Here is a 21,788-nt window from a genome sequence, read left to right on the forward strand (position 1 = left end):
ACCGAGAGTACGGACAAAAGTTGAGAGCAGGCCCCGCGCGGGCGTTGCGATGATAAAGGAACACAGTAGCGTGGCAGAAAAGACAGAAGCGAAGCAGAGCGGCCTCTGGGAGAACGTGAAGGTCGTCATCCAGGCATTGCTCCTGGCCTTGGTCATCCGTACGGTTCTCTTTCAGCCCTTCACCATTCCGTCCGGCTCGATGATGCCGACGCTGCTGGTTGGCGACTACATCTTCGTCAACAAGTTCGCCTACGGCTTCTCCAAGTACTCGCTGCCGCTTTCGCCCGATCTGTTCTCCGGCCGCATCTTCGCAAGTGAGCCGAAGCGCGGCGATATCGTCGTCTTCCGCTTCCCGCCGAACCCGGATATCGACTACATCAAGCGCCTCGTCGGCCTGCCGGGCGACCGCATCCAGGTGCGCAACAGCATCCTCTACATCAACGACAAGCCGGTCGAGCGCACGCCGGATGGCGGCTTCCGCGCCGACGACCAGTACGACACCGGCGGCGACGTTCCGGTTTTCCGCGAAACGATGGACAATGGCGTCTCCTATGACACGCTTGACCAGTTCCCGGATGCGCGCGGCGACAATACCCGCGAATTCATCGTGCCCGCCGGCCATTACTTCATGATGGGCGACAACCGCGATAACTCGGCTGACAGCCGCTTCGACGTCGGCTTCGTGCCTGCCGAAAACCTCGTCGGCCGCGCCAGCATGATCTTCTTCTCACTCGGTCACGACACCTCGTTCCGCGAAGTGTGGAAGTGGCCGACGAACCTGCGCTACGACCGTCTGTTCAAGGCGGTCGAATGATGAAGTCGCGGTCGCTGGGCGCGGAGGATCGGGTAAAGCTTGAGGCCGTGATCGGTTATCAGTTCACGGAGAAGGAGCGCCTTGATCGGGCGCTCACCCATTCCAGCGCGCGAAGCGCCAAGGGTTCCAACTATCAGCGCCTCGAATTCCTGGGTGACCGGGTGCTCGGGCTTTGCGTGGCGGAGCTTCTGTTCCAGACCTTTCGCGATGCCAATGAGGGCGAGCTTTCGGTCCGGCTGAACCAGCTCGTCAGCGCCGAAAGCTGCGCCAAGGTCGCCGACGACCTGGAGCTGCACCAATTCATCCGCACAGGCTCGGACGTCAAGAAGATAACCGGCAAGGCGATGATGAATGTGCGGGCGGATGTGGTAGAGTCGCTGATCGCCGCCATCTATCTCGACGGCGGTCTCGAAGCTGCCCGCGGCTTCGTGCTGCGCCATTGGAAAGATCGCGCGGTGCGTGCCGATGGGGCGCGCCGCGATGCAAAGACCGAATTGCAGGAATGGGCGCATGCCAAGTTCGGCATCGCGCCGGCCTACCGGACGGATGAGCGCTCCGGCCCCGACCACGACCCCCGCTTCACGGTAACCGTCGAAGTTACGGGTGTCGCGCCGGAGACCGGAACGGACAGATCCAAGCGCGGAGCCGAGCAGGTGGCCGCGACGAAATTGTTGGAACGCGAAGGCGTGTGGCGGAAGAGTTCCGCCGGAAATTGACGGAAAACATGACGGACATGGAAAAAGATACGGCCGCCGAAGGCGCGCCGACCCACTCGGGCTTCGTGGCGATGATCGGAGCGACCAACGCAGGCAAGTCGACCCTGGTCAACCGCCTCGTCGGTGCCAAGGTTTCGATCGTCAGCCACAAGGTGCAGACGACGCGCGCGATCGTGCGTGGCATTGCCATTCATGACAACGCCCAGATCGTTTTCATGGACACGCCCGGCATCTTCAAGCCGCGCCGCCGGCTCGACCGCGCCATGGTCACGACCGCCTGGGGCGGCGCCAAGGATGCGGACGTGATCATGTTCCTGATCGACAGCGAACGCGGCCTGAAGGGCGATGCGGAAGCGATCCTCGAGGGGCTGAAGGAAGTGCACCAGCCGAAGATCCTGGTGCTGAACAAGATCGACCAGGTGCGTCCCGAAGACCTCTTGAAGCTGGCGGCTGCCGCCAACGAGACGATCAAGTTCGAGCGCACCTTCATGATCTCGGCGCTGAACGGCTCGGGCTGTACGGATTTGATGGATTACCTGGCCGAGACGTTGCCGGAAGGTCCCTGGTACTATCCGGAAGACCAGATCTCCGATCTGCCGATGCGCCAGCTTGCCGCTGAAATCACCCGCGAAAAGCTCTTCCTGCGGCTGCACCAGGAACTTCCCTATGCCTCGCATGTCGAAACCGAGAAGTGGGAAGAGCGCAAGGACGGCTCGGTGCGCATCGAGCAGGTGATCTATGTCGAGCGCGAGAGCCAGAAGAAGATCGCGCTTGGCAAGGGCGGCGATGCGATCAAGGCGATCTCGACCGCATCGCGCAAGGAGATCTCCGAGATCCTTGAGCAGCCGGTGCACCTGTTCCTGTTCGTCAAGGTACGCGAAAACTGGGGCGACGACCCCGAGCGCTTCCGCGAAATGGGTCTGGAATTTCCGCGATAAGGCCGCACGCACACCGTTTGGTGTGATGTTTTACGGCACCCGTTGAAGCGGGTGCCGTATCAAACGCAGGCGGCCTCAGGCGCCCGCTATCAGCTTTCCTTTTGCATCGAGAACTGGTTCGCCGTCCTCCTTCGAGAACGGGCCCTTGTGCGTGTCCGGCAGGATGTCGAGCACCCGTTCGGATGGACGGCAGAGCCGCGTTCCGATCGGCGTCACCACGAAGGGGCGGTTGATGAGGATCGGGTGGGCCATCATTGCGTCGACCAGCCGTTCGTCGCTGACCGTGGGCTCGCCAAGCCCGAGTTCCGCATAGGGCGTGCCTTTCTCCCGGAGTGCGTCCCGCACCGTCAGGCCGGCATCGGCAATCATCTTTTCCAGCGCCTGCCGCGACGGCGGCGCCTGCAGATACTCGACCACCGTCGGCTCGATACCGGCGTTGCGGATCATCGCCAGCGTGTTGCGCGAGGTGCCGCAGGCGGGGTTGTGGTAGATCGTGACGTTCATGCGCTTGCCTTCCGCGGTGTTGAGACCGCCGTTGCGGCCAGCTTCGACAGTTGCTCAAAGCCATAGGGTCGAAGCTTGCCGCAGGCAAGTCGGCCGCCCGTGTCAGTTCGTGCCGGCGTCAGCGACCTGCCGCTTTGCGAGCGCCGGGCCGATCATCTCGATCCGGTTGGTCCAGATGTAGCCGGAGAACCCTGGCGGTACCATTTCCAGATCCTGCATCGTGTCGATGCCGGTGGTGAAATCGCCGCCGCCATACGGACCGAGCAGGATGATCTCGCTTCCGGCCGCCTTCATCCGTGCAGCGAAACGGTCGGGCCAGCCCCAGAGAAGCGGCGCATAATTGCCGGGCACGATCACAAACGTGTTCTTGCACGCGTCCGGCATCAGGCCGCTCCAGCCGTAGCCGAGATAACGGGTCAGGCACGCCATCGTCGACGTCCGGTCGTAGCCTCGCATCCCTTGCAGGCGTTTCAGCGTCTCGCGGGTCGGCTCCTCGCCGCCATAGACGCCGAACACGGCCTCCCGCCATTGCGGTTGCGCGTCGATACGCGTTGCGAGTTCAGCGCCTTCCTTGGCGCGCCGGCTCTTGAAGTTGATCAGGAACTTGCGGTCGGGCAGGGCGGCCAGCACCTCCTCGAGCGTCGGCATCTGGCCGACGCCCTTGCCGCGGAACGGGAAGGTCTTGCCGCCGTCGGCCGTGTAGCCATAGCCGATGTCGAGAGACTTCAGCGCCGTCATCGGCGTTTCCTCGGTCACGCCCTTGGCCTCGGTCCGGCAATCGAGCGTCCAGTCGTGGAAGACGGCGAACTGTCTGTCGGGCGTCAGATGCACGTCGAGTTCGACGACATCTGCGCCGGCGTCAAAGGCGGCCTGCATCGAGGCGATCGTGTTTTCGAGATAGGGATGCTCCGGCGTCCTGATGATCGTTGCCGTACACGTGTCCCTGCCGACGTTGTCCTTCGGATAGGTTTGATGCATGCCCCGGTGGGCAAGCAGTTTTGCGATGCCCGCCGGCGGCGCGACGAACAACGATGTGTTCATCAACCACACGACCGCGACAAACAGCACGAAAATGGCAAGCGCTTTCTTCATCCTGATTCTCCTCTGGGAATCGGGATTGCCCGACATTGTGGCGCGACGATGTTGTTTTGCACGTATCGCGTGCGTGCGTGTCGCGGATTGCGAACAATGTGTCACCCGCGCGCGCGGTTGACCGTGGTCCGGGCCCCGTGAGAGGTAGCCGTCACAGACTTGCGATCCAGGAGAAAGAGATGCCGCAGCTCGTCGAGGGAAAATGGGTCAAGGGCGACGTTGCGGCGAGCGAGATGAAGGGCGGCGCGTTCCATCGCGAGCCGACGCGGTTTCACCGCTGGATCACGCCCGATGGCAGGCCGGGCCCGGAAGGGCAGGAGGCCCTGCCAGCCGAGGCCGGGCGCTTCCGCCTGTTCGTTTCCTATCTCTGCCCTTGGGCCTCGCGTACGATCGCCTTCCGCAATCTCAAGGGTTTGCAGGACATTGTCGGCTTGACCGTTTCCAATCCGGAACTGGGCGAAGATGGCTGGGTCTATGACGAGCCGGTCGATGCCGGCGCGCGCGTCGGCAAGATCCGCTTCCATCACGAACTCTATGTGGCGAGCGATCCGACCTACACCGGTAAGGTCTCTGTTCCCGTGCTCTGGGACATGCGCGAAGGGCGGATCGTCAACAACGAGTCCGCCGATATCATCCGCATCTTGAACTCGGCCTTCGATGGGCTCACCGGCAACCGGCTCGACTTCTACCCCGAGGCGCTGCGTGCCGAGATCGACCGCTGGAACGGCCCGATTTACGAGCGTGTCAACAACGGCGTCTATCGCTCCGGCTTCGCCAAGACCCAGGGCGCCTATGACGAGGCGGTGGCAAGCCTCTTTGGCATGCTCGACGAACTGGAGGCCCACCTTGCGGACAATCGTTACCTCGCCGGCGAGCACCTGACCGAGGCCGACATCCGCCTCTTCGTCACCCTCGTTCGCTTCGACGCGGCCTATCACGGAGCGTTCAAATGCAACATCCGCCGGATCGAGGATTATCCGGCGCTGTCGAATTACCTCCGCGAGATCTACCAGTGGCCAGGCATCCGCGAGAGCGTACGCATCGACCATATCAAGCGCGGCTACTATGGCATCGTCCACATCAACCCGACGCGCATCGTTCCGGCAGGCCCGCTGCTCGATTTCGACCGGCCCCATGACCGCGCGCGTCTGCCGGGTCTAGGTGTCGCTGAAATCTAGGTTTGTTTCGCAGCATTTGCTAAGGAAACAAATTTATGAGGGGCCATAAAGAACCCATTGTCAATCGATCGAAGCTTCCTACCTTAATTTGAGTTCTGATGGATAGGAGCCCGATGGCGGCTGCCTGACGAATTCGCGGCGATGTGCCCGCCGGATACCCGTGAGGCTACGCCCGTGCCGGTTCTCGCCGCTTCCGGACGCGCTGGCGCCTGTTCCCGATGCGCCCCGCGCAACCACTCCTGAAGCCCCGAAAGAGCCGACCCTTCGCATCTCTCATGCACCAGGACACGTTCGGAAGCTCTGGTAGGGGTGGGATATGAATGCAGCATTGTTGACATTGCTTCGCCGTCTGGTGCGCAACGGTAACCTGACGGTTGTATTTTCTTCCGGTGAAAAAGTGATCCTGGGTGACGGCAGCGGAAAGCCGGCATCAATCCGTATCATCGATGCGGATGCGGAGGCGGCGATCGTTCGTGATCCCGGTCTTCGTTTCGGTGAAATGTATATGGACGGGCGTGTCGTCATCGAGAAGGGCGACATCTTTGATGTGCTCTCGATCGTCAAGGAAAACGGCATCGAGAACGCGGCCAATGCCACCAACACGATGACCGGCCTGTGGCATGTGTTGCGTCAGCAATTGCTGAGCCGAATCCCGGTCAATCGTAACCGGCACAACGTCGCCCATCACTACGACCTTGATCGCAAGCTTTTCGACCTGTTTCTCGACGAGGACTGGCAATATTCCTGCGCCTATTTTCAACCGCAGGGCATATCGCTCGATGCCGCGCAGCTCGCCAAAAAACGGCATATCGCGGCAAAGCTCCTGCTGGAGCCGGGCCAGAAGGTGCTGGAGGTCGGCTCTGGCTGGGGCGGCATGGCCATGTATCTGGCCGAATCCTCGGGCGTTGAGGTCACCGGCATCACGCTCAGCGAAGAGCAGCTGAAGGTCTCGCGTGATCGTGCCGCCAGGCGTGGGCTCTCCGATCGGGTCCGCTTCGAACTGCAGGACTACCGCACTTTGCAGGGCCGGCAGTTCGACCGCATCGTCTCGGTCGGCATGTTCGAGCATGTCGGCATCGGCAACTACGGCAACTTTTTCGACAAGATGAACGCGCTGTTGAAGCCCGACGGCGTCATGCTGCTGCATTCGATCGGCCAGATCTACAAGCCCTGGGCCACCAACCCGTGGATCGAGAAGTACATCTTCCCCGGCGGCTATATCCCGGCGATTTCGGAGGTCCTGCCTTCCGTCGAGCGCACGCGGCTGCTGGTGAAGGATGTCGAAATCCTGCCGATGCACTATGCCTGGACGTTGAAAGCCTGGCGCGAGCGTTTCGTCGCCCGGCGCGAAGAGGCGATCAAGCTCTATGACGAGCGGTTCTTCCGCATGTGGGAGTTCTATCTGGCTGCGTCTGAGACGGCCTTCCTCTACGACAAGCACTTCATCTTCCAGCTGCAGATCTCACCGTCTCTCGGTGCCGTCCCGGCCTCGCGCGGCTATATCGAGGAGAGGGAGCGGCAATTGATCGAGTTCGAAAAGCGCCGGCCGCCGCTCGAGCCAGTCAATACCTGGGACGTCGTGCCCGAGCAGGAGCATGTCGAGCCTGCCGCCATGGCGTGCTGAACCATCGGCCGTCCCGCCTGAAAGCGGGGCGGTCGATCCATCTTCTGTGGAGTTCCGGTTTTCTGCCGAAGGCCTTCACTTGGCCTTCAAGGTCTGCGCCTTTATGGTCGCCGATCAAACAGCAAAGACGGAATTCCCATATGGCCAGCCCTGCAAAACCCATCGCCGCCATCATCGCCAGCGAAATCAAGGCGACACCTTCGCAGGTCGTTGCGGCGGTCGAGCTGCTCGACGAGGGCGCCACGGTGCCGTTCATCGCGCGTTACCGCAAGGAAGTGACGGGCGGGCTCGACGATACGCAGCTGCGTATGCTTTCGGAACGGCTGACCTATCTGCGCGAACTCGAGGCGCGCCGTGCATCGATCCTCGAATCGATCCGCGGCCAGGACAAGCTGACCGCCGAACTCGAAGCCAAGATCGCCGCCGTCGAAACCAAGGCCGAACTCGAGGACATCTATCTGCCCTATAAGCCAAAGCGCCGCACCAAGGCGGAAATCGCCCGCGAGCGTGGCCTCGGGCCTCTGGCAGAAGCGATCCTTGCTGATCGCTCCATAGCACCTGCCGACCGCGCCGCGGCCTTCCTGACTGCAGAGGTGGCCGATGTGAAGACGGCGCTCGATGGTGCGCGCGATATCATCGCCGAAGGCATGACGGAGAATGCCGATCTGCTCGGCCGCCTGCGCAACCACATGAAGGGGGCCGCCTTCCTGCGCGCCAAGGTCGTCGACGGCAAGCAGGAGGCCGGTGCCAAGTTCTCCGACTACTTCGATCATTCCGAGCGCTGGGCGACGACGCCAGGCCATCGCGCCCTGGCCATGCTGCGCGGCTGGAACGAAGAGGTGCTGTCCGTCGATATCGTCGTCGACCAGGACGATACCTCGCCGGTCAAGCCGGTCGAGCGCATGATCGCCGCCGCCTACAATGTCGGTGGCCACCTGCCGGGCGACAAGTGGCTTGCCGAGATGATCGGCTGGACCTGGCGCGTGAAGCTCTCCATGTCGCTGTCGCTCGATCTCATGCGCGAACTGCGTGAGCGCGCCGAGGAAGAGGCGATCCACGTCTTTGCCCGCAACCTCAAGGATCTGCTGCTGGCCGCACCTGCGGGATCGCGGGCGACCATGGGGCTTGATCCGGGCATCCGCACCGGCGTCAAGGTCGCCATCGTCGACGGCACCGGCAAGTTGCTCGAAACCACAACCGTCTACCCGTTTCCGCCGAAGAACGATGTCCGCGGCACCCAGGCGGAACTCGCTTCGCTCATTCGCAAGCACAAGGTGGAGCTGATCGCCATCGGCAACGGCACCGGCAGCCGCGAAACCGAAAAGCTCGTGGCCGACATGCTCTCGCAGCTCCCGGCGCCGAAGCCGACCAAGGTCATCGTTTCCGAAGCCGGCGCCTCGGTTTACTCGGCTTCCGAAACCGCCGCCCTGGAATTCCCGGGCCTCGACGTTTCGCTGCGCGGTGCGGTCTCGATCGCCCGCCGCCTGCAGGATCCGTTGGCTGAACTCGTGAAGATCGAGCCGAAGTCAATCGGCGTCGGCCAGTACCAGCACGATGTCGACCAGTCGAAGCTCAGCCGTTCGCTGGATGCGGTGGTGGAAGACGCGGTGAATGCCGTCGGTGTCGACGTCAACACGGCTTCTGCGCCGCTGCTGGCGCGCGTTTCAGGCCTCGGAAAATCCTCCGCCGAGGCGATCGTCGCTCATCGCGATGCGACCGGCCCGTTTGCGAGCCGCAAGGAACTGTTGAACGTGCCACGGCTCGGCGCGCGCACCTTCGAGCAGTGCGCGGGCTTCCTGCGCATTCCCAACGGCAAAGAGCCGCTCGACGCCTCCTCGGTCCACCCGGAGGCCTATGGTGTCGCCAAGAAAATTGTTGCTGCCTGTGGTCGCGACGTACGTGCGCTGATGGGCGACAGCGTCGCGCTGAAGAGCCTCGATCCGAAGGTTTTCGTCGACGAGCGCTTCGGCTTGCCAACGGTCAAGGACATCCTTGCGGAACTGGAAAAGCCCGGTCGCGACCCGCGCCCGAGCTTCAAGACCGCAACCTTCGCCGACGGTATCGACGACATCAAGGACCTGAAGGTCGGCATGCAGCTCGAGGGCACCGTGACCAATGTCGCCGCCTTCGGCGCCTTCGTCGACATCGGCGTGCACCAGGACGGCCTCGTGCATGTGTCCCAGCTCGCGGATCGCTTCGTCAAGGATCCGCATGAGGTGGTAAAGGCCGGCGATGTGGTGACCGTTCGTGTCACGGAGGTCGATGTTCCGCGCAAGCGGATCGGCCTCACCATGCGCAAGGATGGTGGCGCCGAGACGGGCCGCGAGCCGCGGTCGGGCGCGGCGGGCGGCAACAACAATCGTGGTCCCGTGCCGCGCCAGCAGAAGCCGCAGCAACCGGCTCAGGGCGCCTTCGGTGCGGCGCTGATGGAAGCGATGAAGCGCAAATAGGGCAGGCCTTCGCCGCGGGCGCATCCGGCGTCCCCGGCCGCATGCTCTATAAATTAGCTAATTGTAATAATCTGGCCTTTCCACCATACTGACTGCAGGGCGGCGCGGACATATTGTGCCCATGCCGCAGCCGGCCGGCGACGGAAAGGTCAACGCAAACTCCTTCGCCGGGCGTCCGGTGAAAGGAGTTCGGTGATGGTGGGCAGTGCGATCCGCGGCCTGGCATTGGTCGCCCTCTTGGCGGCGGGCGTGGCGGCGCGTCCCGTTCCCGCGATCTCCCAGGCTCCGGTCAATTGTGCCGACCGGTCCGAAGTGATCGCGTTTCTGACGCGGCAATATCAAGAGAAGCAGGCGGCAACCGCGCTGATCAACCAGCAGGCGATCATGGAGATTTACGCTGCCGACAACGGCAGCTGGACGCTGATCGTCACCGACGTCAATGGGCGAAGCTGCGTCATCCTCGCCGGCAAGAGCTGGGAAACCCTGCCACCCTTGCCGATACCGAAAGCCTAGCTTCTTGGGGCTGAGCGGGCGCAGCCGCTCCTGTCAGAGCGACCGGCCGACGCTCGAATAGCTGAAGCCGTGCTTTACCACCTCGTCCTCGCGGTAAATGTTCCTGAGGTCGACGAGAATGGGCGTCTTCATCACGGTCTTGAGCCGGCGGAAATCAAGCGCCCGGAACTCGTTCCATTCGGTAACGATCACCAGCGCATCGGCTTCGTTGGCGGCCTCGTAGGGGTCGCTGGCGTAGTCGATCCCGTCGATCACCTTCTTCGCGTTTTCCATGCCCTCCGGGTCATAGCCGATGACATGGGCGCCAGCGTCCTGCAGCGTCTGGACGACCACGATCGCCGGGCTGTCGCGCATGTCGTCGGTGTTGGGCTTGAAAGTGAGGCCGAGGATCGCGATCTTGCGGCCGCGCACGTCCCCGCCGGCCGCTGCGATGACCTTGCGGCCCATGGCCCGCTTGCGGTTGTCGTTGACGGCCACCGTCGTCTCGACCAGTCGCACCGGGCTGTCATAATCCTGCGCGGTCTTCACCAGCGCCAGGGTGTCCTTCGGGAAGCACGATCCGCCGTAACCTGGACCGGCATGCAGGAATTTCGAGCCGATTCGGCCATCGAGGCCGATGCCGCGGGCGACATCCTGCACATTGGCACCGACCCGCTCGCAGAGATCCGCCATCTCGTTGATGAAGGTGATCTTCATCGCGAGGAACGCATTGCCGGCATATTTGATCAGCTCGGACGTGCGGCGCGAGGTGAAGACCAGCGGCGACTGGTTGAGATAGAGCGGACGATAGACCTCGGTCATCACGTCCCGCGCCCGCGCGTCGTCGCCCGAAAGGCCGATGACGATGCGGTCGGGCCGCTTGAAGTCCTCGATCGCGGCACCCTCGCGCAGGAATTCCGGGTTGGAAACGACGGCGAAATCGGCGTCCGGATTGGTTTCGCGGATGATGCGCTCGACCTCGTCGCCGGTGCCGACCGGAACGGTCGATTTCGTCACGATCACGGTGAACCCCTTGAGGTTCTCGGCAATCTCGCGCGCAGCCGCATGCACATAGGAAAGGTCGGCATGGCCGTCACCGCGCCGTGACGGCGTGCCGACCGCAATGAAGATGACATCGCTGTCGGCGACGGCGGCAACGAGATCAGTCGTGAAGGTAAGGCGGCCCGAAGCGACGTTGCTGGCCACCAACTGGTCCAGGCCGGGTTCGAAGATCGGAATGCGCCCCTGCATCAAGGCGTCGATCTTGCTCTCATCCTTGTCGAGACAAACGACGTCGTGACCGAAGTCCGCAAAACACACGCCGGAAACAAGGCCAACATAGCCGGCGCCGATCATCGTGATTTTCATAGGCTCTTTCCCTTGTTGTGTTCCACAGCGAACTCAGTTCATAGAACGTGCAATTGCGTATTTTTGCAATTGCTTATGCGCTCAGGTTCACACCCATTTATGCTCGATTGCGCTTAAAGCAAGCCGTCCCGCCAGCAGAATAATCCGTGGGGAGTAGCTGGTGAGCGGCTCACCGGTTCGCGTTGTAGTAATCCTTGTACCAGGCAGCGAAGCGCGCCACGCCCTCTTCGACAGAAAGCGAGGGTTTGAAATTGGTCAGCGCTTCGAGAAGGTCGGGGGAGGCGTAGGTGCGGGGCACATCGCCCTGCTGCATCGGCAGCATGTTGCGCACCGCCGGCTTGCCGACCGCCTTCTCGACCGTTTCGACGAAGGTCATCAGTTCGACCGGCTGCCCGCCGCCGATATTGACCACGCGGAAAGGCCCCTGGCGCGAGAGCGTGTCCTCGGCCTTTTCCTCCGGCACGCGGTTTTCTTCCGCCGGCGCCACATGGGAAAGCCGGAGAATGCCCTCGACCAGGTCGTCGATATAGGTGAAGTCGCGGCTCATGCGGCCTTCGCCATAGATATCGATCGGCTGTCCCTTGTGGATGGCATCGACGAACTTGAACAGGGCCATGTCGGGCCGCCCCCAGGGGCCGTAGACCGTGAAGAAGCGGAAGGCAGTGGTCGGCACCTTGTAGAGATGGGCATAGCTGTGCGCCATCAGCTCCATCGACTTCTTGGTGGCGGCATAGAGCGTCATCGGCTCGTCGGCACGGTCGGTTTCGGCAAACGGGATTTTTTCGTTGGCGCCGTAGATCGAGGAGGTCGAGGCCAGCATCAGGTGCTTAGGGTTAAGCTCCCGCGCCAGTTCCAGCATGTTCCAGGAGCCGACCAGGTTGGAATCCACATAGGCCTTCGGGTTTTCGAGGCTGTAGCGCACACCCGCCTGGGCGGCGAGGTGGATGATGACTTCGGGTTCGGCGAGCTCGGCCGCCCGGCGCAGCGCGTCTCTGTCCTCAAGCATGCCGACGACGGGCTTGAAGCCGTTCGAGCGAGCGAGGATCGCGTGCCGATTCTCTTTCAGCGTAACGTCGTAATAGGGGGTCATCCCGTCGAAGCCGACAACGAAATGCCCTTCGTCGATCAGCCGCTTGGCGAGGTGAAAGCCGATGAAGCCTGCGGTGCCGGTGATGAGGTAGCGCACGACGATGTCCCCAATTTACGTATCGGCCGTTCATACGAAGAAAGCCGATCGATTGAAAGCCGAAACCATCGGTCTGGTTACCGGTCGAGGTCCTGTAGCAGGGCGGACAGCACCGACATCGCATGGCCGGCATACTGGCTGATCCAGCGATCATGGATCGCCTGGATCGGCAATGCGTTCAGATGGTTCCAGCGTTCACGCCCCTCGCGGCGGACGAGTACGAGCTCGGCCTGCTCAAGGACTTTCAGGTGCTGCATGACCGTACAGCGGTCGAGATTGCTGAAGCGCTCGCAGAGCATGCCGGTGGTCTGCGGCTCCTGGCGCATGGCGTCGAGCATCTGCCGGCGCAGCCCGTTGGCGAGCGCCTTGAATACCAGGTCGTCTTTCGAATCGGTTGACATGTTATGTTTCTATAACATACTCTTGTTGGCCCCGACAGGAGGAATACGCCATGCCCTTTGAATTTCGTGTGAACGGACGGATCGGCCGCCCTGTCGCCCAGGTATTTGATGCGGTCGTCAATCCGGACCAGCTCAGCCGCTACTTCGTGACGCTCGGCGGCATCAGCGGGCCGCTGGTGGCCGGCGCAACCGTGACCTGGTGGGGCGAGGTGCCGATCCAGGTGGAGGTGGTCGAGCCCAACGAGCGTATCGTCTTTTGCTGGGGCGCCATGGTCGCCGAGGGCGAGGATGCCTACCAGACCCGTGTGGAGATGCGCTTCCAGCCGCTGGAGGATGGCGCCACGATGGTGACGATCGCCGAAACCGGCTGGCGCGAGAACGCGCAGGGGCAGAAGAGTTCCTACATCAACTGCGAGGGCTGGTCGCAGATGCTCGCCTGTATGAAGGCCTGGCTCGAATACGGCATTAACCTGCGCGACGGCTATTACCTCAGCGAACTCTCAGGCAAGCCGGCGCTCGAGCCACAGGCCTAGCCGGCCGGTCGTCTGCAGTGCGGCGCCGACTTAAGCAACGGGCGTTAATGTGCCTGAATGCGCCGGGCGTCACTGAGGCGCGCCCGGCTGAGCATTCGGCGCCTCAATACATCGGAGGAAGGCCGCCATTGGCGGCGCTCGCCATGGGAATGCCGCCGGCCGGCTCCGTCATCGGCGGTTCGGCCTGCAGCACGACGACGCGCGAATCGACCGGTACGCGGCTGTAGAGGTCGATGATATCGGGATTGAAGAGACGGATGCAGCCGCTGGACACGGCCTTGCCGATCGACCAGGCCTCGGTCGTGCCGTGGATGCGGAACAGCGTGTCGCGGTTGCCCTGGAATAGATAGAGCGCGCGGGGGCCAAGCGGGTTGCGCACGCCCGGCTCCATGCCGCCGGCAAGCGGGCCGTAACGTTCCGGCTCGCGCGCCACCATCTCTTGCGTAGGCGTCCAGCGCGGCCATTCGGCCTTGCGCGCGATCCGCGCTTCACCTTCGAACTCAAGGCCGGCCTTGCCGACGCCGATGCCGTAGCGCATCGCCATGCCGCCATCCTGCACGAGGTAGAGGAAGCGGTTCTGGGTATCGATCACGATCGTGCCCGGCGGCTCATGCGTCTGGTAGGCGACCTGCTGGCGCAGATAGCGCTTGTCGACCTTGCTGATGTCGATGGCATCCAGTGGGAATTTCTCGTTCGGCAGCGGGCCGTACATCGCCACGTAGTATGGATCCGGTCCCTTCGGCTTGGCTGGCCCCGACGTGGTGACGCAGCTTGCGAGCGTCGAGGTGGCGAGAAGAAGGGCGAAGAGCTGCGCCAGGCGGCCGGCGCTGTTCCGGGACACACACATAATAAAGTTTTGATCCTGCTGATTGTCATTTTCGGGCGGGAGACACGGCTTTTGCCGCCCTTCCGTTCTAATGTCAAAGACGGCGTCGGGGCGGCGACAGCATGTCGCAAATGAGGCAACCATTAGGTGTGGCCGAAAGGCTACAGTCGGCAATGGCGTTTTGCTTCCGCAAGACAGCTTGATCCGCTTTCGACCGCGGGTGTATGCCATAGCCATGCAATGGAGCGATCAGGCCATCATTCTCGGGATCCGGCGGCACGGCGAAAGCTCGGCCATTGTCGAGGTCATGAGCGCTACCCACGGCCGGCATCTCGGCATGGTGCGCTCCGGCCGCTCGCGTTCGATGCAGCCGGTGCTGCAGCCGGGCAACTCGGTGGAGGTCACCTGGCGCGCCCGGCTCGACGAGCATATGGGCGAATTCCGGATTGAACCGGTGGAGCTGCGGGCCGCCCGGCTGATGGAAACGGCAACCTCGGTCTATGGTATCCAGGCGATCGGCGCTCTCCTTAGGCTGCTTCCCGAGCGCGACCCGCATCCGCATCTCTATGAGGCGCTAGCCGTCATCGTCGACCATCTGGCCGATCCCGCCGACGCCGGCGAATTGTTCGTCCGTTTCGAACTCGCAGTCCTCAACGACCTCGGCTTCGGGCTCGATCTCACCGAATGCGTTGCAACCGGTGCTCGTACCGAACTCGTCTATGTCTCGCCGAAATCGGGCAGGGCGGTCTGCCGGGAGGCCGGAGAGCGTTATGCCGACCGCATGTTGGCGTTGCCGGACTTCCTTTCGGCCGAAGCGCGAAGGGCTGCGGATCACGACAGCCTCGCCGCCGCCTTCCGCCTGACCGCCTTCTTCCTCCACCGCCATGTCTATGAGCCGCGCGGCCTCGACGTTTCTTCCGCCCGCGACGGTTTCGTCCATGCGGCGCTGAAGGCGCTGAAAGCGCAATCCTCAGCCGCCTGATTCCCAGGAGTTATCGATGTACCAAGAGCTTTATCCCGGCATGTCCGTATCCGGCGTCGGCGTGCTGTCGCTCGACCGCGTCGCCCGCGATGGCGGTCTCAAGGCAATGCAGGATCTTTTGAGCGGCGAGCTGCCGGCGCCGCCGATGTCGAAGACGCTGAAGTTCGGGTTGAGCGAAGTCGAGGAGGGTCGGGTGGTCTTCAAGGGGCTGCCGACCGAGGAACACCTCAATCCGCTTGGCACAGTGCATGGCGGATGGACGGCAACGATCATGGATTCGGCCCTCGGCTGCGCTGTCTTCACCACCGTCAAACCTGGGGAGGCCTATACGACGGTCGAGTTCAAGGTGAACCTCGTGCGGCCGCTGCTGCCCGATATGGGCGAGGTCTTCTGCGAGGGGCGCATCGTGCATCGTGGCCGCACCATCGCGACCTCCGAAGCCTGGCTGCGCGACCGTAACGGCAAGTTGCTCGCCCACGGCACCGAAACCTGCGCCATCTTCCCGATCGACAATCTCAGGCGTTAAAGCAATTCCAGGAAAAGTGCGAAGCGGTTTTCCGCCCGGAATTGCGTCACTTCAAGCTGAGCAATTCCAGGAAAAGTGCGAAGCGGTTTTCTGCCCGGAATTGCGTCACTTCAAGCTGAGCAATTCCAGGAAAAGTGCGAAGCGGTTTTCTGCCCGGAATTGCGTCGCTCAAGCAATGTCGGAAGCAAGAAACGCCGCGCAGAATGGCGCGGCGTTCCTCTTTGTAATCGCAGTCCTGATCAGCCGATGCGGCCGCCGCCCTGCTTCGTTACGGCGACGACAGCCGGACGTACCGGCATGTCGTCCTGGAAGTCCGGCCAGCGGGTGGCCGGCGTCTCGTAAGTTGCAAGGCCGGCGTCGCCCGGGTGCTGGACGGCGAGGAAGAATGTGTCCGAGGTCGGGTTGAAGCAGGGGCCGCACATTTCGGCGCCGACCGGCACGCGGAAGAAGAGCTTCGACGTGCCACGGGCGGCGCCGTCCGTGTCGATCGCCCAGATGCCGTCGGTGCGGCCGGTGTCCTTCTCGTTGTTGCCGTCGGTCGATACCCAGAGGCGGCCATCGGTGTCGATGGCGCAATTGTCGGGCATGCCGAACCAGCCGTTCTTGGTGGTGGCGGTCGAGAACGAAGCGCCGACCTCGGCAACGCTCGGATCGCCGCACTTCAAGAGAACGTCCCAGCGGCTCTTCAGCGACGCGAAGTCGCCGTCGGTCTCGGTGATCTCGACGATGTGGCCGAAGGCGTTCTTGGCGCGCGGGTTGGCCGCGTCGACTTCTTCGGCCTTGCGCTTGGTGTTGTTGGTCAGCATCACGTAGACCTTGCCCGTCTTCGGGTTCGGCTGAACGTCTTCCGGACGGTCCATCTTGGTGGCACCGAGCGCGTCGGAGGCAAGACGGGTGTTGATCAGCACGTCCGCCTGCGAGGCAAAGCCGTTGGCTTCGGTCAGCGGGCCTTCGCCGTGCGTCAGCGGCATCCAGGTGACGGAGCCGTCTTCGTCGAACCTGGCGACATAGAGCGTGCCCTCGTCGAAGAGGTCCATGTTGGCGGCGCGATCGCCAGGGTTGAAAGTACCCTTGGTCACGAACTTGTAGACATAGTCGTAGCGCTCGTCGTCGCCGGAATAGAGCACGACGCGGCCGTCCTTGTTGACGATCGATTCGCAGCCTTCGTGCTTGAAGCGGCCGAGGGCTGTGCGCTTCTTCGGCACCGACGTCGGATCAAGCGCGTCGACCTCGACGATCCAGCCGAAGCGATTGGCTTCGTTCGGCTCTTTGGAGACGTCGAAACGGTCGTAGAAGGACGCCCATTCATACTGGCCGCCCGGTGCGCCCAGCCGCTTCAGCTGCTTGTATTCCGGATGGTCCTCGGCAATCTCGCCGCCGAAATAGCCGTTGAAGTTTTCTTCGGCCATCATGTAGGTGCCCCAGGCGGTGACGCCGCCGGCACAGTTGTTGAGCGTGCCGAACACCTTTTTGCCGGTCGGGTCGGACGGCGTCTTCAGGCGGTCGTGACCGGCGGCCGGGCCGGTGATCTGCATCTCGGTGTTGACGGTGATGCGACGGTTGTTCTTGCCGTCGAGAACCGGCTGCCACTTGCCGTCGACCTTGCGGATCTCGATGATCGTGCCGCCATGTGCGGCCATCTCGATGTCGACCAGCTCCTTGCTGTATTCGCCGAGAACGACCTTCTCTTCCTCGACTTCCTTGCCGTCCTTCGTCACCTTTTCCTTCACGACGCTGGCGAAGGCCGGGAACATCAGTTCGGCATTGGTGTATTCGTGGTTGACGACGAGCAGGCCGTGGTCGGCGCTGCCGTCGAGCGGGATGAAGCCAACATAGTCGTTGTTGTAGCCGAACAGCTTTTCCTGGGCAGCGGCCGTCTGGTTCTTCGGGTCGAACTCCGGGCTGTCGGCGAAGATCTTGTCGCCCCAGCGAAGCAGGACGTCGGCATCGTAACCTTCGGCCACATGGTGCTTTTCGTCGACGCCGGCTTCGATCTCGGTAAAGTCGAAGCGCGAACCCTCCTCGGCGCGTGCCTCTTCGGCGGTCAGGAGAGCGAGCGGGCTGACGGTGGTCGAGATCGCGGCAACTGCCAGCGAGCCGCCGATGAACGACCGGCGCGAGAAGCGGCGGTGGATGATGTCGCCCATCGTCGGATTGGCGGAACAGTTGTGGCCGACATCTTCCAGCTCTTCCCTGCGTTCCGTCAGCGTCTTGAATTCGGTCTCTTCCGTCTGGGCGAGATGCTTGTCCATGATCGGGTCTCCTGGTTGAACGATGGAAACCACCGCGCAAGGCAGCGGTGTTCATCCGCCTGTACCAGCTGCCCCATGACAGTTCTGCGACATTTCCGTGAAGAGATTACAGCGCTCGGCCGTCTATAGATTTGGCGCTTGCATAAAAGTCTGTATGGTTGCGCGCGCCGGCGATTGCGACTGCCAGGGGAAAGTATGTTCGAACTTATTGCTTTAGCTGCCTTTATTCTGGCCCTGTCCGCCTATCTCGGCAACCGAAGGACGACCGAGCGTCTTGGTGCCGAACTCGCCGCCCTCAAGGCGGAGGTCGTGGCGCTGAAGGCCGCTCCGGGGGGAGGCGCCCCGGCTGAAACGGCGACCGAGGCGTTTGCGGCTGCGGACGAGTTGTCGGCCATGTCGGAGACGCCGGAGCCAGAGACGCTGGACGATGCCGCTGCCGCCTTCTCGGCCAGTGCGCGCGAGGGCGCGCGGATTTTCGGCGATGCGGAAGGAGCCGCGGCCAAAATCGAGGGCGAGGAGACGATCGCTGCCAGCACGGAAGCACCGCAGCCGGTCGCAACCGTACCCCGTCAGACCGAAAGCCTGGAAAGTCGCCTCGGCGCCCGTTGGGCCGTCTGGGTTGGCGGCATCGCGTTGGCGCTCGGCGGCGTCTTCATGGTCAAGTATTCAATCGATGCCGGGCTGTTGAGCCCGGCGGTTCGCCTGACGCTTGCTGCCTTGTTCGGCCTCCTGCTGATGGCGGCAGGCGAGGTCATCCGTCGGCGCGCGGTGCCCGTGATCGCCAACGAATTCCAGAACGCCATGATCCCCGGCATCCTGACGGCGGCCGGTGCCGTCACCCTCTTCGGGGTCGCCTATGCCGCCTATGGCATCTACGACTATATCGGCACGGGCACGGCCTTCGTTCTCCTGGCGGCGATTTCGCTCGCCACGGTTGGTCTGTCGCTGCTGCATGGGCAGGCGCTCGCTGGCCTCGGCCTGCTTGCCTCGCTGATCACGCCGGCGCTGGTTTCGAGCAACGAACCGCGCCCCTGGGTTCTTTTCGGCTTCCTCGCGATCGTTTGGCTCGCGACCCTGCTTGCATCGCGGCTGCGCCGATGGACCGTAGTGCCGACGCTTGCCAATGTTGGCATAGGGCTCTGGGGCCTTGCCTATGTCGCTGCGGCATCGCCCTTCGAAGCACGGCCGGTCGCTTTCGTCCTACTTGTGATGATCGCCGGCATCGGACTTATCTGGCCTGCCGCCATCGAACGGGAGCCAGTGGCAGAAGCGCGCGAAGTGCGTGATGCGACTGAAGGGTCCGAAATGCTGGAGCCGACCGAAGCGACAACCCGACCCCGGGCCGTCGTCGGGCCATGGGAACGCCTGTTCGTTCCACCGCACGCGGCAATCTCCATTTCGGCCGCGATCGTCGTCACCATGCTTGCGCTCCTCCTCATCAGCCCGGCAGTCTATGCGGTCCGCTTTCCGGTGGCGGAGTTTGCAGTTGTCGTTGCGGCGCTGGCGGCGTTGGGCGCCTGGCGGACAACGGCAGTCTATCCCGCCGTGCTTTCAGCGGTCGGCGCTGTTGCTGGCGTCTGGAGCCTGACGGCGCTGAGCGGCGTGCTCGCCTATCTCGATCCCTCGCTGGCCGACGCTCTTCCGGCAGTCGTCCTGCCCGGGCGCACCGCGATGATCACCGCAATGCTGCTTGCGGCGCTGTTCGTCGCACTCGGCGGTTTCGTGCTGTCGCGCCGGCTCGTCGCCCATCCGCAATATTCGACACTCTGGGCGGGCATCGCCGCGGTCGTTCCGGTCGCGCTCGTCGCGATGTCGTTCTTGATGACCGGCAACTATTCCTTCGACCTGCCGCACGGCCTGTTCTCGCTCGTCGCCGGGGCGGCGCTGTTGGCGCTTGCGGACTGGCTCTACCGCCGCGAAAGCGAGGCGATGGCGCGCGATACGGCGGCCGGCTTGCTGGTGGCCGGCTCCTTCACCTTTCTCGTGCTTGCCCTCCACGCCCGGACGGACGGGCTGGTCACGACGCTTGCGATCGCCGTGCTCGGCACGGCCTATGCGCTCGCCACGCGGATCCGCACCTGGCCGATTCTTCCGTGGATGACTGGTGCAGCGGCCGTCGTCGTACTCGGGCGCATCGCCTGGGAGCCGACGATCGTCGGTGCCGGCAATCTCGGCACTACGCCCGTCTTCAATGCGCTGCTGCCGGGCTACGGCATTCCCGCCGTGCTGCTTGCAGGCTCCGCCTATTTCCTGAGATCCTGGCCAGGCACGCGCGTGCGCAACCTGCTGCAGGCGCTTGCCAGCCTTTTCGTGCTGTTGACGCTCGCGATCCTGGTGCGTCATGCGATGAACGGCGGCGTGCTCGACAGCGCGGTGCCGACCCTCGGCGAGCAGTCGATCTACACGCTGCTGGCAATCGGCGCCTCGGCGATCTTCATGAGCCTCGACATGAAATCACCGAGCCCGGTCTTCCGCTACGGCGGCATGGGCCTCGGCGTGCTCTCGATGCTGTCGGTGCTTTCGGCGCATCTCCTCGGCCTCAACCCCTATTTCAGCGGCGAACTGCTGGGGCGCATCCCGTTCTTCGACCTGCTGTTGATCGGTTACCTGTTACCGGGGCTCGGCTATGCGGGGCTCGCCTGGTATGCACGCGACAAGCGGCCCTTGCCCTATGTCATGGCACTTGCGGTCAGCGGCGCGGTGCTTGCTTTCGCCTGGGCGAGCCTCACGGTCCGCCGTGTCTGGCAGGGGGAAAACATCGCGGACTGGAAGGGCTTTCTGCAGGGCGAGACCTACACCTATTCGGTCGTCTGGCTGCTGCTCGGCGTGCTGCTGCTGGTGCTCGGCTCGCGCTTCCATGCCAAGAGCATCCGCATCGCGTCGGCCGTTCTGGTCTTCGTTGCCGTGCTGAAGGTGTTCCTGATCGACATGTCCAACCTCGAAGGTTTCCTGCGGGCTCTGTCCTTCATCGGCCTTGGCGGGGTATTGATCGGGATAGGGCTCTTCTACCAGAAGATCTTGTCCGGCGTTGGCGCTGCACCGACGGCGCCGGCAAAGCCTGCCGAACAGCAATAGGACATCATGACAGAGATTTCGAAACTCGCGGCCGCCTTCGCGCCGCATGAGGAACTTGCGGCGGCGTTGCTGCCGCATGCCTTCGCCGCCGATGACGGCTCGCACGATGCCGCACATCTGATCCGTGTCTGGAAGAATGCCGCCCGCATCCAGGCGGAGGAGGGCAGTGAGGCGCGTTTGCTCGCCGCCGCGGTGCTGCTGCATGACTGCGTCTCGGTCGAGAAGAACTCGCCCCTGCGCACGCAGGCATCACGACTGGCGGCCGAAAAGGCGACGGGCATTCTGAAAGATCTCGGTTGGGGCACGGATGAGATTGCCGCGGTGGCGCACGCCATCCTGACGCACAGCTTCTCGGCGAACATCCCGCCGGAAACCCTGGAGGCGAAGATCCTTCAGGATGCCGATCGGCTGGATGCGATCGGCATGGTCGGCGCTGCCCGCTGCTTCTACATCGCCGGGCGCATGGGCAGCGGCCTTTACGACCCGCTCGATCCGTTGGCTGAGGCGCGGGCGCTCGATGACAAGGCCTTCGCCATCGATCATTTCGAGACCAAGCTCTTCCGGCTCGCTGACGGGTTCAAGACCGAGGCCGGCCGCCGTCTGGCTCACGAGCGTGAGCAGCGGCTACGCGACGTGCTCGCCATGATGCTGGATGAAATCTAGTTGCCGGGAAGGGCGTGGGGCGCTTTTCTGCGAGCGATTGTGCCGCGCCGATTGCACCGGAACATTTCTCCGTTTCCATCAAACCGAGAAATGATCTAGGCCTTTCAACGGATTGCAGCCGCCCGGTGAATCGGATCGTCAGGCGCTTGAATCAGTTTTTGAAGATGG

At 63.1% G+C, this 21,788-nt stretch carries 19 protein-coding genes; 12 read left to right on the top strand and 7 right to left on the bottom strand.

The annotated features are described in order from the left end of the window. Nucleotides 1-70 precede the first annotated feature (70 nt). From lepB to era, 3 genes are read left to right on the top strand one after another with little or no spacing between them, the layout of a single operon-like run. Nucleotides 71-814 (top strand): signal peptidase I, encoded by a 744-nt coding sequence (lepB, locus tag IB263_RS05520; RefSeq protein WP_060522099.1) that lies wholly within the window; start codon nt 71-73, stop codon nt 812-814. After that, nucleotides 814-1,530 (top strand): ribonuclease III, encoded by a 717-nt coding sequence (gene rnc, locus IB263_RS05525; RefSeq protein ID WP_090294803.1) that lies wholly within the window; start codon nt 814-816, stop codon nt 1,528-1,530. The genes lepB and rnc overlap by 1 nt, the downstream gene beginning before the upstream one ends. 8 nt (nt 1,531-1,538) lie before the next feature. Next, on the top strand, nt 1,539-2,468 hold the full coding sequence (gene era / locus IB263_RS05530; protein WP_034804323.1) for a GTPase Era: 930 nt from the start codon (nt 1,539-1,541) through the stop codon (nt 2,466-2,468). Nucleotides 2,469-2,543: 75 nt separating this feature from the next. Here the strand turns inward: era and arsC are convergent, their stop codons facing one another. Both arsC and IB263_RS05540 read right to left on the bottom strand, forming a co-directional pair. Continuing rightward, nucleotides 2,544-2,972: an arsenate reductase (glutaredoxin) gene (gene arsC / locus IB263_RS05535; protein ID WP_113505700.1), complete on the bottom strand. Its 429-nt coding sequence runs from the start codon at nt 2,970-2,972 to the stop codon at nt 2,544-2,546. 102 nt (nt 2,973-3,074) lie between these two features. Continuing rightward, nucleotides 3,075-4,064, bottom strand: coding sequence for a glycerophosphodiester phosphodiesterase family protein (locus IB263_RS05540; RefSeq protein WP_192437869.1), 990 nt, complete (start codon nt 4,062-4,064; stop codon nt 3,075-3,077). A gap of 179 nt (nt 4,065-4,243) precedes the next feature. Between IB263_RS05540 and IB263_RS05545 the strand changes: the two genes are divergently transcribed. The 4 genes from IB263_RS05545 (at nt 4,244) to IB263_RS05560 (ending at nt 9,829) form a co-directional block, all read left to right on the top strand. Then, the gene (locus IB263_RS05545; RefSeq protein ID WP_034804100.1) at nt 4,244-5,242 is read left to right on the top strand and encodes a glutathione S-transferase family protein; all 999 of its coding nucleotides are present in this window, start codon (nt 4,244-4,246) and stop codon (nt 5,240-5,242) included. 316 nt (nt 5,243-5,558) lie between these two features. Further along, nucleotides 5,559-6,866 carry a cyclopropane-fatty-acyl-phospholipid synthase family protein gene (locus tag IB263_RS05550; RefSeq protein ID WP_112975740.1) on the top strand — a complete coding sequence of 436 codons (1,308 nt, stop codon included), beginning with the start codon at nt 5,559-5,561 and terminating at the stop codon, nt 6,864-6,866. Nucleotides 6,867-7,006: 140 nt separating this feature from the next. Next, on the top strand, nt 7,007-9,316 hold the full coding sequence (locus tag IB263_RS05555) for a Tex family protein (RefSeq protein WP_113189662.1): 2,310 nt from the start codon (nt 7,007-7,009) through the stop codon (nt 9,314-9,316). A 195-nt stretch (nt 9,317-9,511) separates the two neighbouring features. After that, complete coding sequence (locus IB263_RS05560) at nt 9,512-9,829, top strand: hypothetical protein (RefSeq protein WP_034804097.1); 318 nt, start codon at nt 9,512-9,514, stop codon at nt 9,827-9,829. 33 nt (nt 9,830-9,862) lie between these two features. Here IB263_RS05560 and rkpK read toward each other — a convergent pair whose 3' ends face one another. The 3 genes from rkpK to IB263_RS05575 all read right to left on the bottom strand — a co-directional run bounded on the left by rkpK (nt 9,863) and on the right by IB263_RS05575 (nt 12,763). Next, the gene (gene rkpK, locus IB263_RS05565) at nt 9,863-11,176 is read right to left on the bottom strand and encodes a UDP-glucose 6-dehydrogenase (protein WP_060522103.1); all 1,314 of its coding nucleotides are present in this window, start codon (nt 11,174-11,176) and stop codon (nt 9,863-9,865) included. Between the two features lie 169 nt (nt 11,177-11,345). After that, entirely contained in the window at nt 11,346-12,362 is a 1,017-nt protein-coding gene (locus IB263_RS05570; protein ID WP_060522104.1) for an NAD-dependent epimerase, read from the bottom strand. Between the two features lie 77 nt (nt 12,363-12,439). Beyond that, nucleotides 12,440-12,763, bottom strand: coding sequence for a helix-turn-helix transcriptional regulator (locus IB263_RS05575; protein WP_192437871.1), 324 nt, complete (start codon nt 12,761-12,763; stop codon nt 12,440-12,442). A gap of 50 nt (nt 12,764-12,813) precedes the next feature. On the opposite strand from IB263_RS05575, the gene IB263_RS05580 reads away from it, so the two are divergent. Then, nucleotides 12,814-13,296 (top strand): SRPBCC domain-containing protein, encoded by a 483-nt coding sequence (locus tag IB263_RS05580; RefSeq protein ID WP_060604160.1) that lies wholly within the window; start codon nt 12,814-12,816, stop codon nt 13,294-13,296. A 103-nt stretch (nt 13,297-13,399) separates the two neighbouring features. Here IB263_RS05580 and IB263_RS05585 read toward each other — a convergent pair whose 3' ends face one another. Further along, entirely contained in the window at nt 13,400-14,143 is a 744-nt protein-coding gene (locus IB263_RS05585) for a L,D-transpeptidase (protein ID WP_034804083.1), read from the bottom strand. A 214-nt stretch (nt 14,144-14,357) separates the two neighbouring features. Between IB263_RS05585 and recO the strand changes: the two genes are divergently transcribed. Both recO and IB263_RS05595 read left to right on the top strand, forming a co-directional pair. After that, nucleotides 14,358-15,104 (top strand): DNA repair protein RecO, encoded by a 747-nt coding sequence (gene recO, locus IB263_RS05590; RefSeq protein WP_192437873.1) that lies wholly within the window; start codon nt 14,358-14,360, stop codon nt 15,102-15,104. Nucleotides 15,105-15,120: 16 nt separating this feature from the next. Then, nucleotides 15,121-15,630: a PaaI family thioesterase gene (locus IB263_RS05595; protein WP_034804064.1), complete on the top strand. Its 510-nt coding sequence runs from the start codon at nt 15,121-15,123 to the stop codon at nt 15,628-15,630. Between the two features lie 239 nt (nt 15,631-15,869). Here the strand turns inward: IB263_RS05595 and IB263_RS05600 are convergent, their stop codons facing one another. Further along, on the bottom strand, nt 15,870-17,882 hold the full coding sequence (locus IB263_RS05600) for a PhoX family phosphatase (RefSeq protein WP_192437876.1): 2,013 nt from the start codon (nt 17,880-17,882) through the stop codon (nt 15,870-15,872). A gap of 195 nt (nt 17,883-18,077) precedes the next feature. On the opposite strand from IB263_RS05600, the gene IB263_RS05605 reads away from it, so the two are divergent. After that, nucleotides 18,078-20,957, top strand: a complete 2,880-nt coding sequence (locus IB263_RS05605; RefSeq protein ID WP_192437878.1) for a DUF2339 domain-containing protein — start codon at nt 18,078-18,080, stop codon at nt 20,955-20,957. A gap of 6 nt (nt 20,958-20,963) precedes the next feature. Further along, nucleotides 20,964-21,620 (top strand): HD domain-containing protein, encoded by a 657-nt coding sequence (locus IB263_RS05610; RefSeq protein WP_034804057.1) that lies wholly within the window; start codon nt 20,964-20,966, stop codon nt 21,618-21,620. The last annotated feature ends 168 nt before the right edge of the window (nt 21,621-21,788 follow it).

The sequence above is a fragment of the Ensifer sp. ENS03 genome (assembly GCF_014852035.1).
GTDB classification, from domain to species: Bacteria; Pseudomonadota; Alphaproteobacteria; order Rhizobiales; family Rhizobiaceae; genus Ensifer; species Ensifer adhaerens.

Coding starts and splice junctions, on each gene's coding strand:
- rnc (WP_090294803.1), top strand. CDS start 814: ATGAAGTCGCGGTCGCTGGGCGCGGAGGATCGGGTAAAGCTTGAGGCC.
- era (WP_034804323.1), top strand. CDS start 1,539: ATGACGGACATGGAAAAAGATACGGCCGCCGAAGGCGCGCCGACCCAC.
- arsC (WP_113505700.1), bottom strand. CDS start 2,972: ATGAACGTCACGATCTACCACAACCCCGCCTGCGGCACCTCGCGCAAC.
- IB263_RS05540 (WP_192437869.1), bottom strand. CDS start 4,064: ATGAAGAAAGCGCTTGCCATTTTCGTGCTGTTTGTCGCGGTCGTGTGG.
- IB263_RS05545 (WP_034804100.1), top strand. CDS start 4,244: ATGCCGCAGCTCGTCGAGGGAAAATGGGTCAAGGGCGACGTTGCGGCG.
- IB263_RS05550 (WP_112975740.1), top strand. CDS start 5,559: ATGAATGCAGCATTGTTGACATTGCTTCGCCGTCTGGTGCGCAACGGT.
- IB263_RS05555 (WP_113189662.1), top strand. CDS start 7,007: ATGGCCAGCCCTGCAAAACCCATCGCCGCCATCATCGCCAGCGAAATC.
- IB263_RS05560 (WP_034804097.1), top strand. CDS start 9,512: ATGGTGGGCAGTGCGATCCGCGGCCTGGCATTGGTCGCCCTCTTGGCG.
- rkpK (WP_060522103.1), bottom strand. CDS start 11,176: ATGAAAATCACGATGATCGGCGCCGGCTATGTTGGCCTTGTTTCCGGC.
- IB263_RS05575 (WP_192437871.1), bottom strand. CDS start 12,763: ATGTCAACCGATTCGAAAGACGACCTGGTATTCAAGGCGCTCGCCAAC.
- IB263_RS05580 (WP_060604160.1), top strand. CDS start 12,814: ATGCCCTTTGAATTTCGTGTGAACGGACGGATCGGCCGCCCTGTCGCC.
- IB263_RS05585 (WP_034804083.1), bottom strand. CDS start 14,143: ATGTGTGTGTCCCGGAACAGCGCCGGCCGCCTGGCGCAGCTCTTCGCC.
- recO (WP_192437873.1), top strand. CDS start 14,358: ATGCAATGGAGCGATCAGGCCATCATTCTCGGGATCCGGCGGCACGGC.
- IB263_RS05595 (WP_034804064.1), top strand. CDS start 15,121: ATGTACCAAGAGCTTTATCCCGGCATGTCCGTATCCGGCGTCGGCGTG.
- IB263_RS05600 (WP_192437876.1), bottom strand. CDS start 17,882: ATGGACAAGCATCTCGCCCAGACGGAAGAGACCGAATTCAAGACGCTG.
- IB263_RS05605 (WP_192437878.1), top strand. CDS start 18,078: ATGTTCGAACTTATTGCTTTAGCTGCCTTTATTCTGGCCCTGTCCGCC.
- IB263_RS05610 (WP_034804057.1), top strand. CDS start 20,964: ATGACAGAGATTTCGAAACTCGCGGCCGCCTTCGCGCCGCATGAGGAA.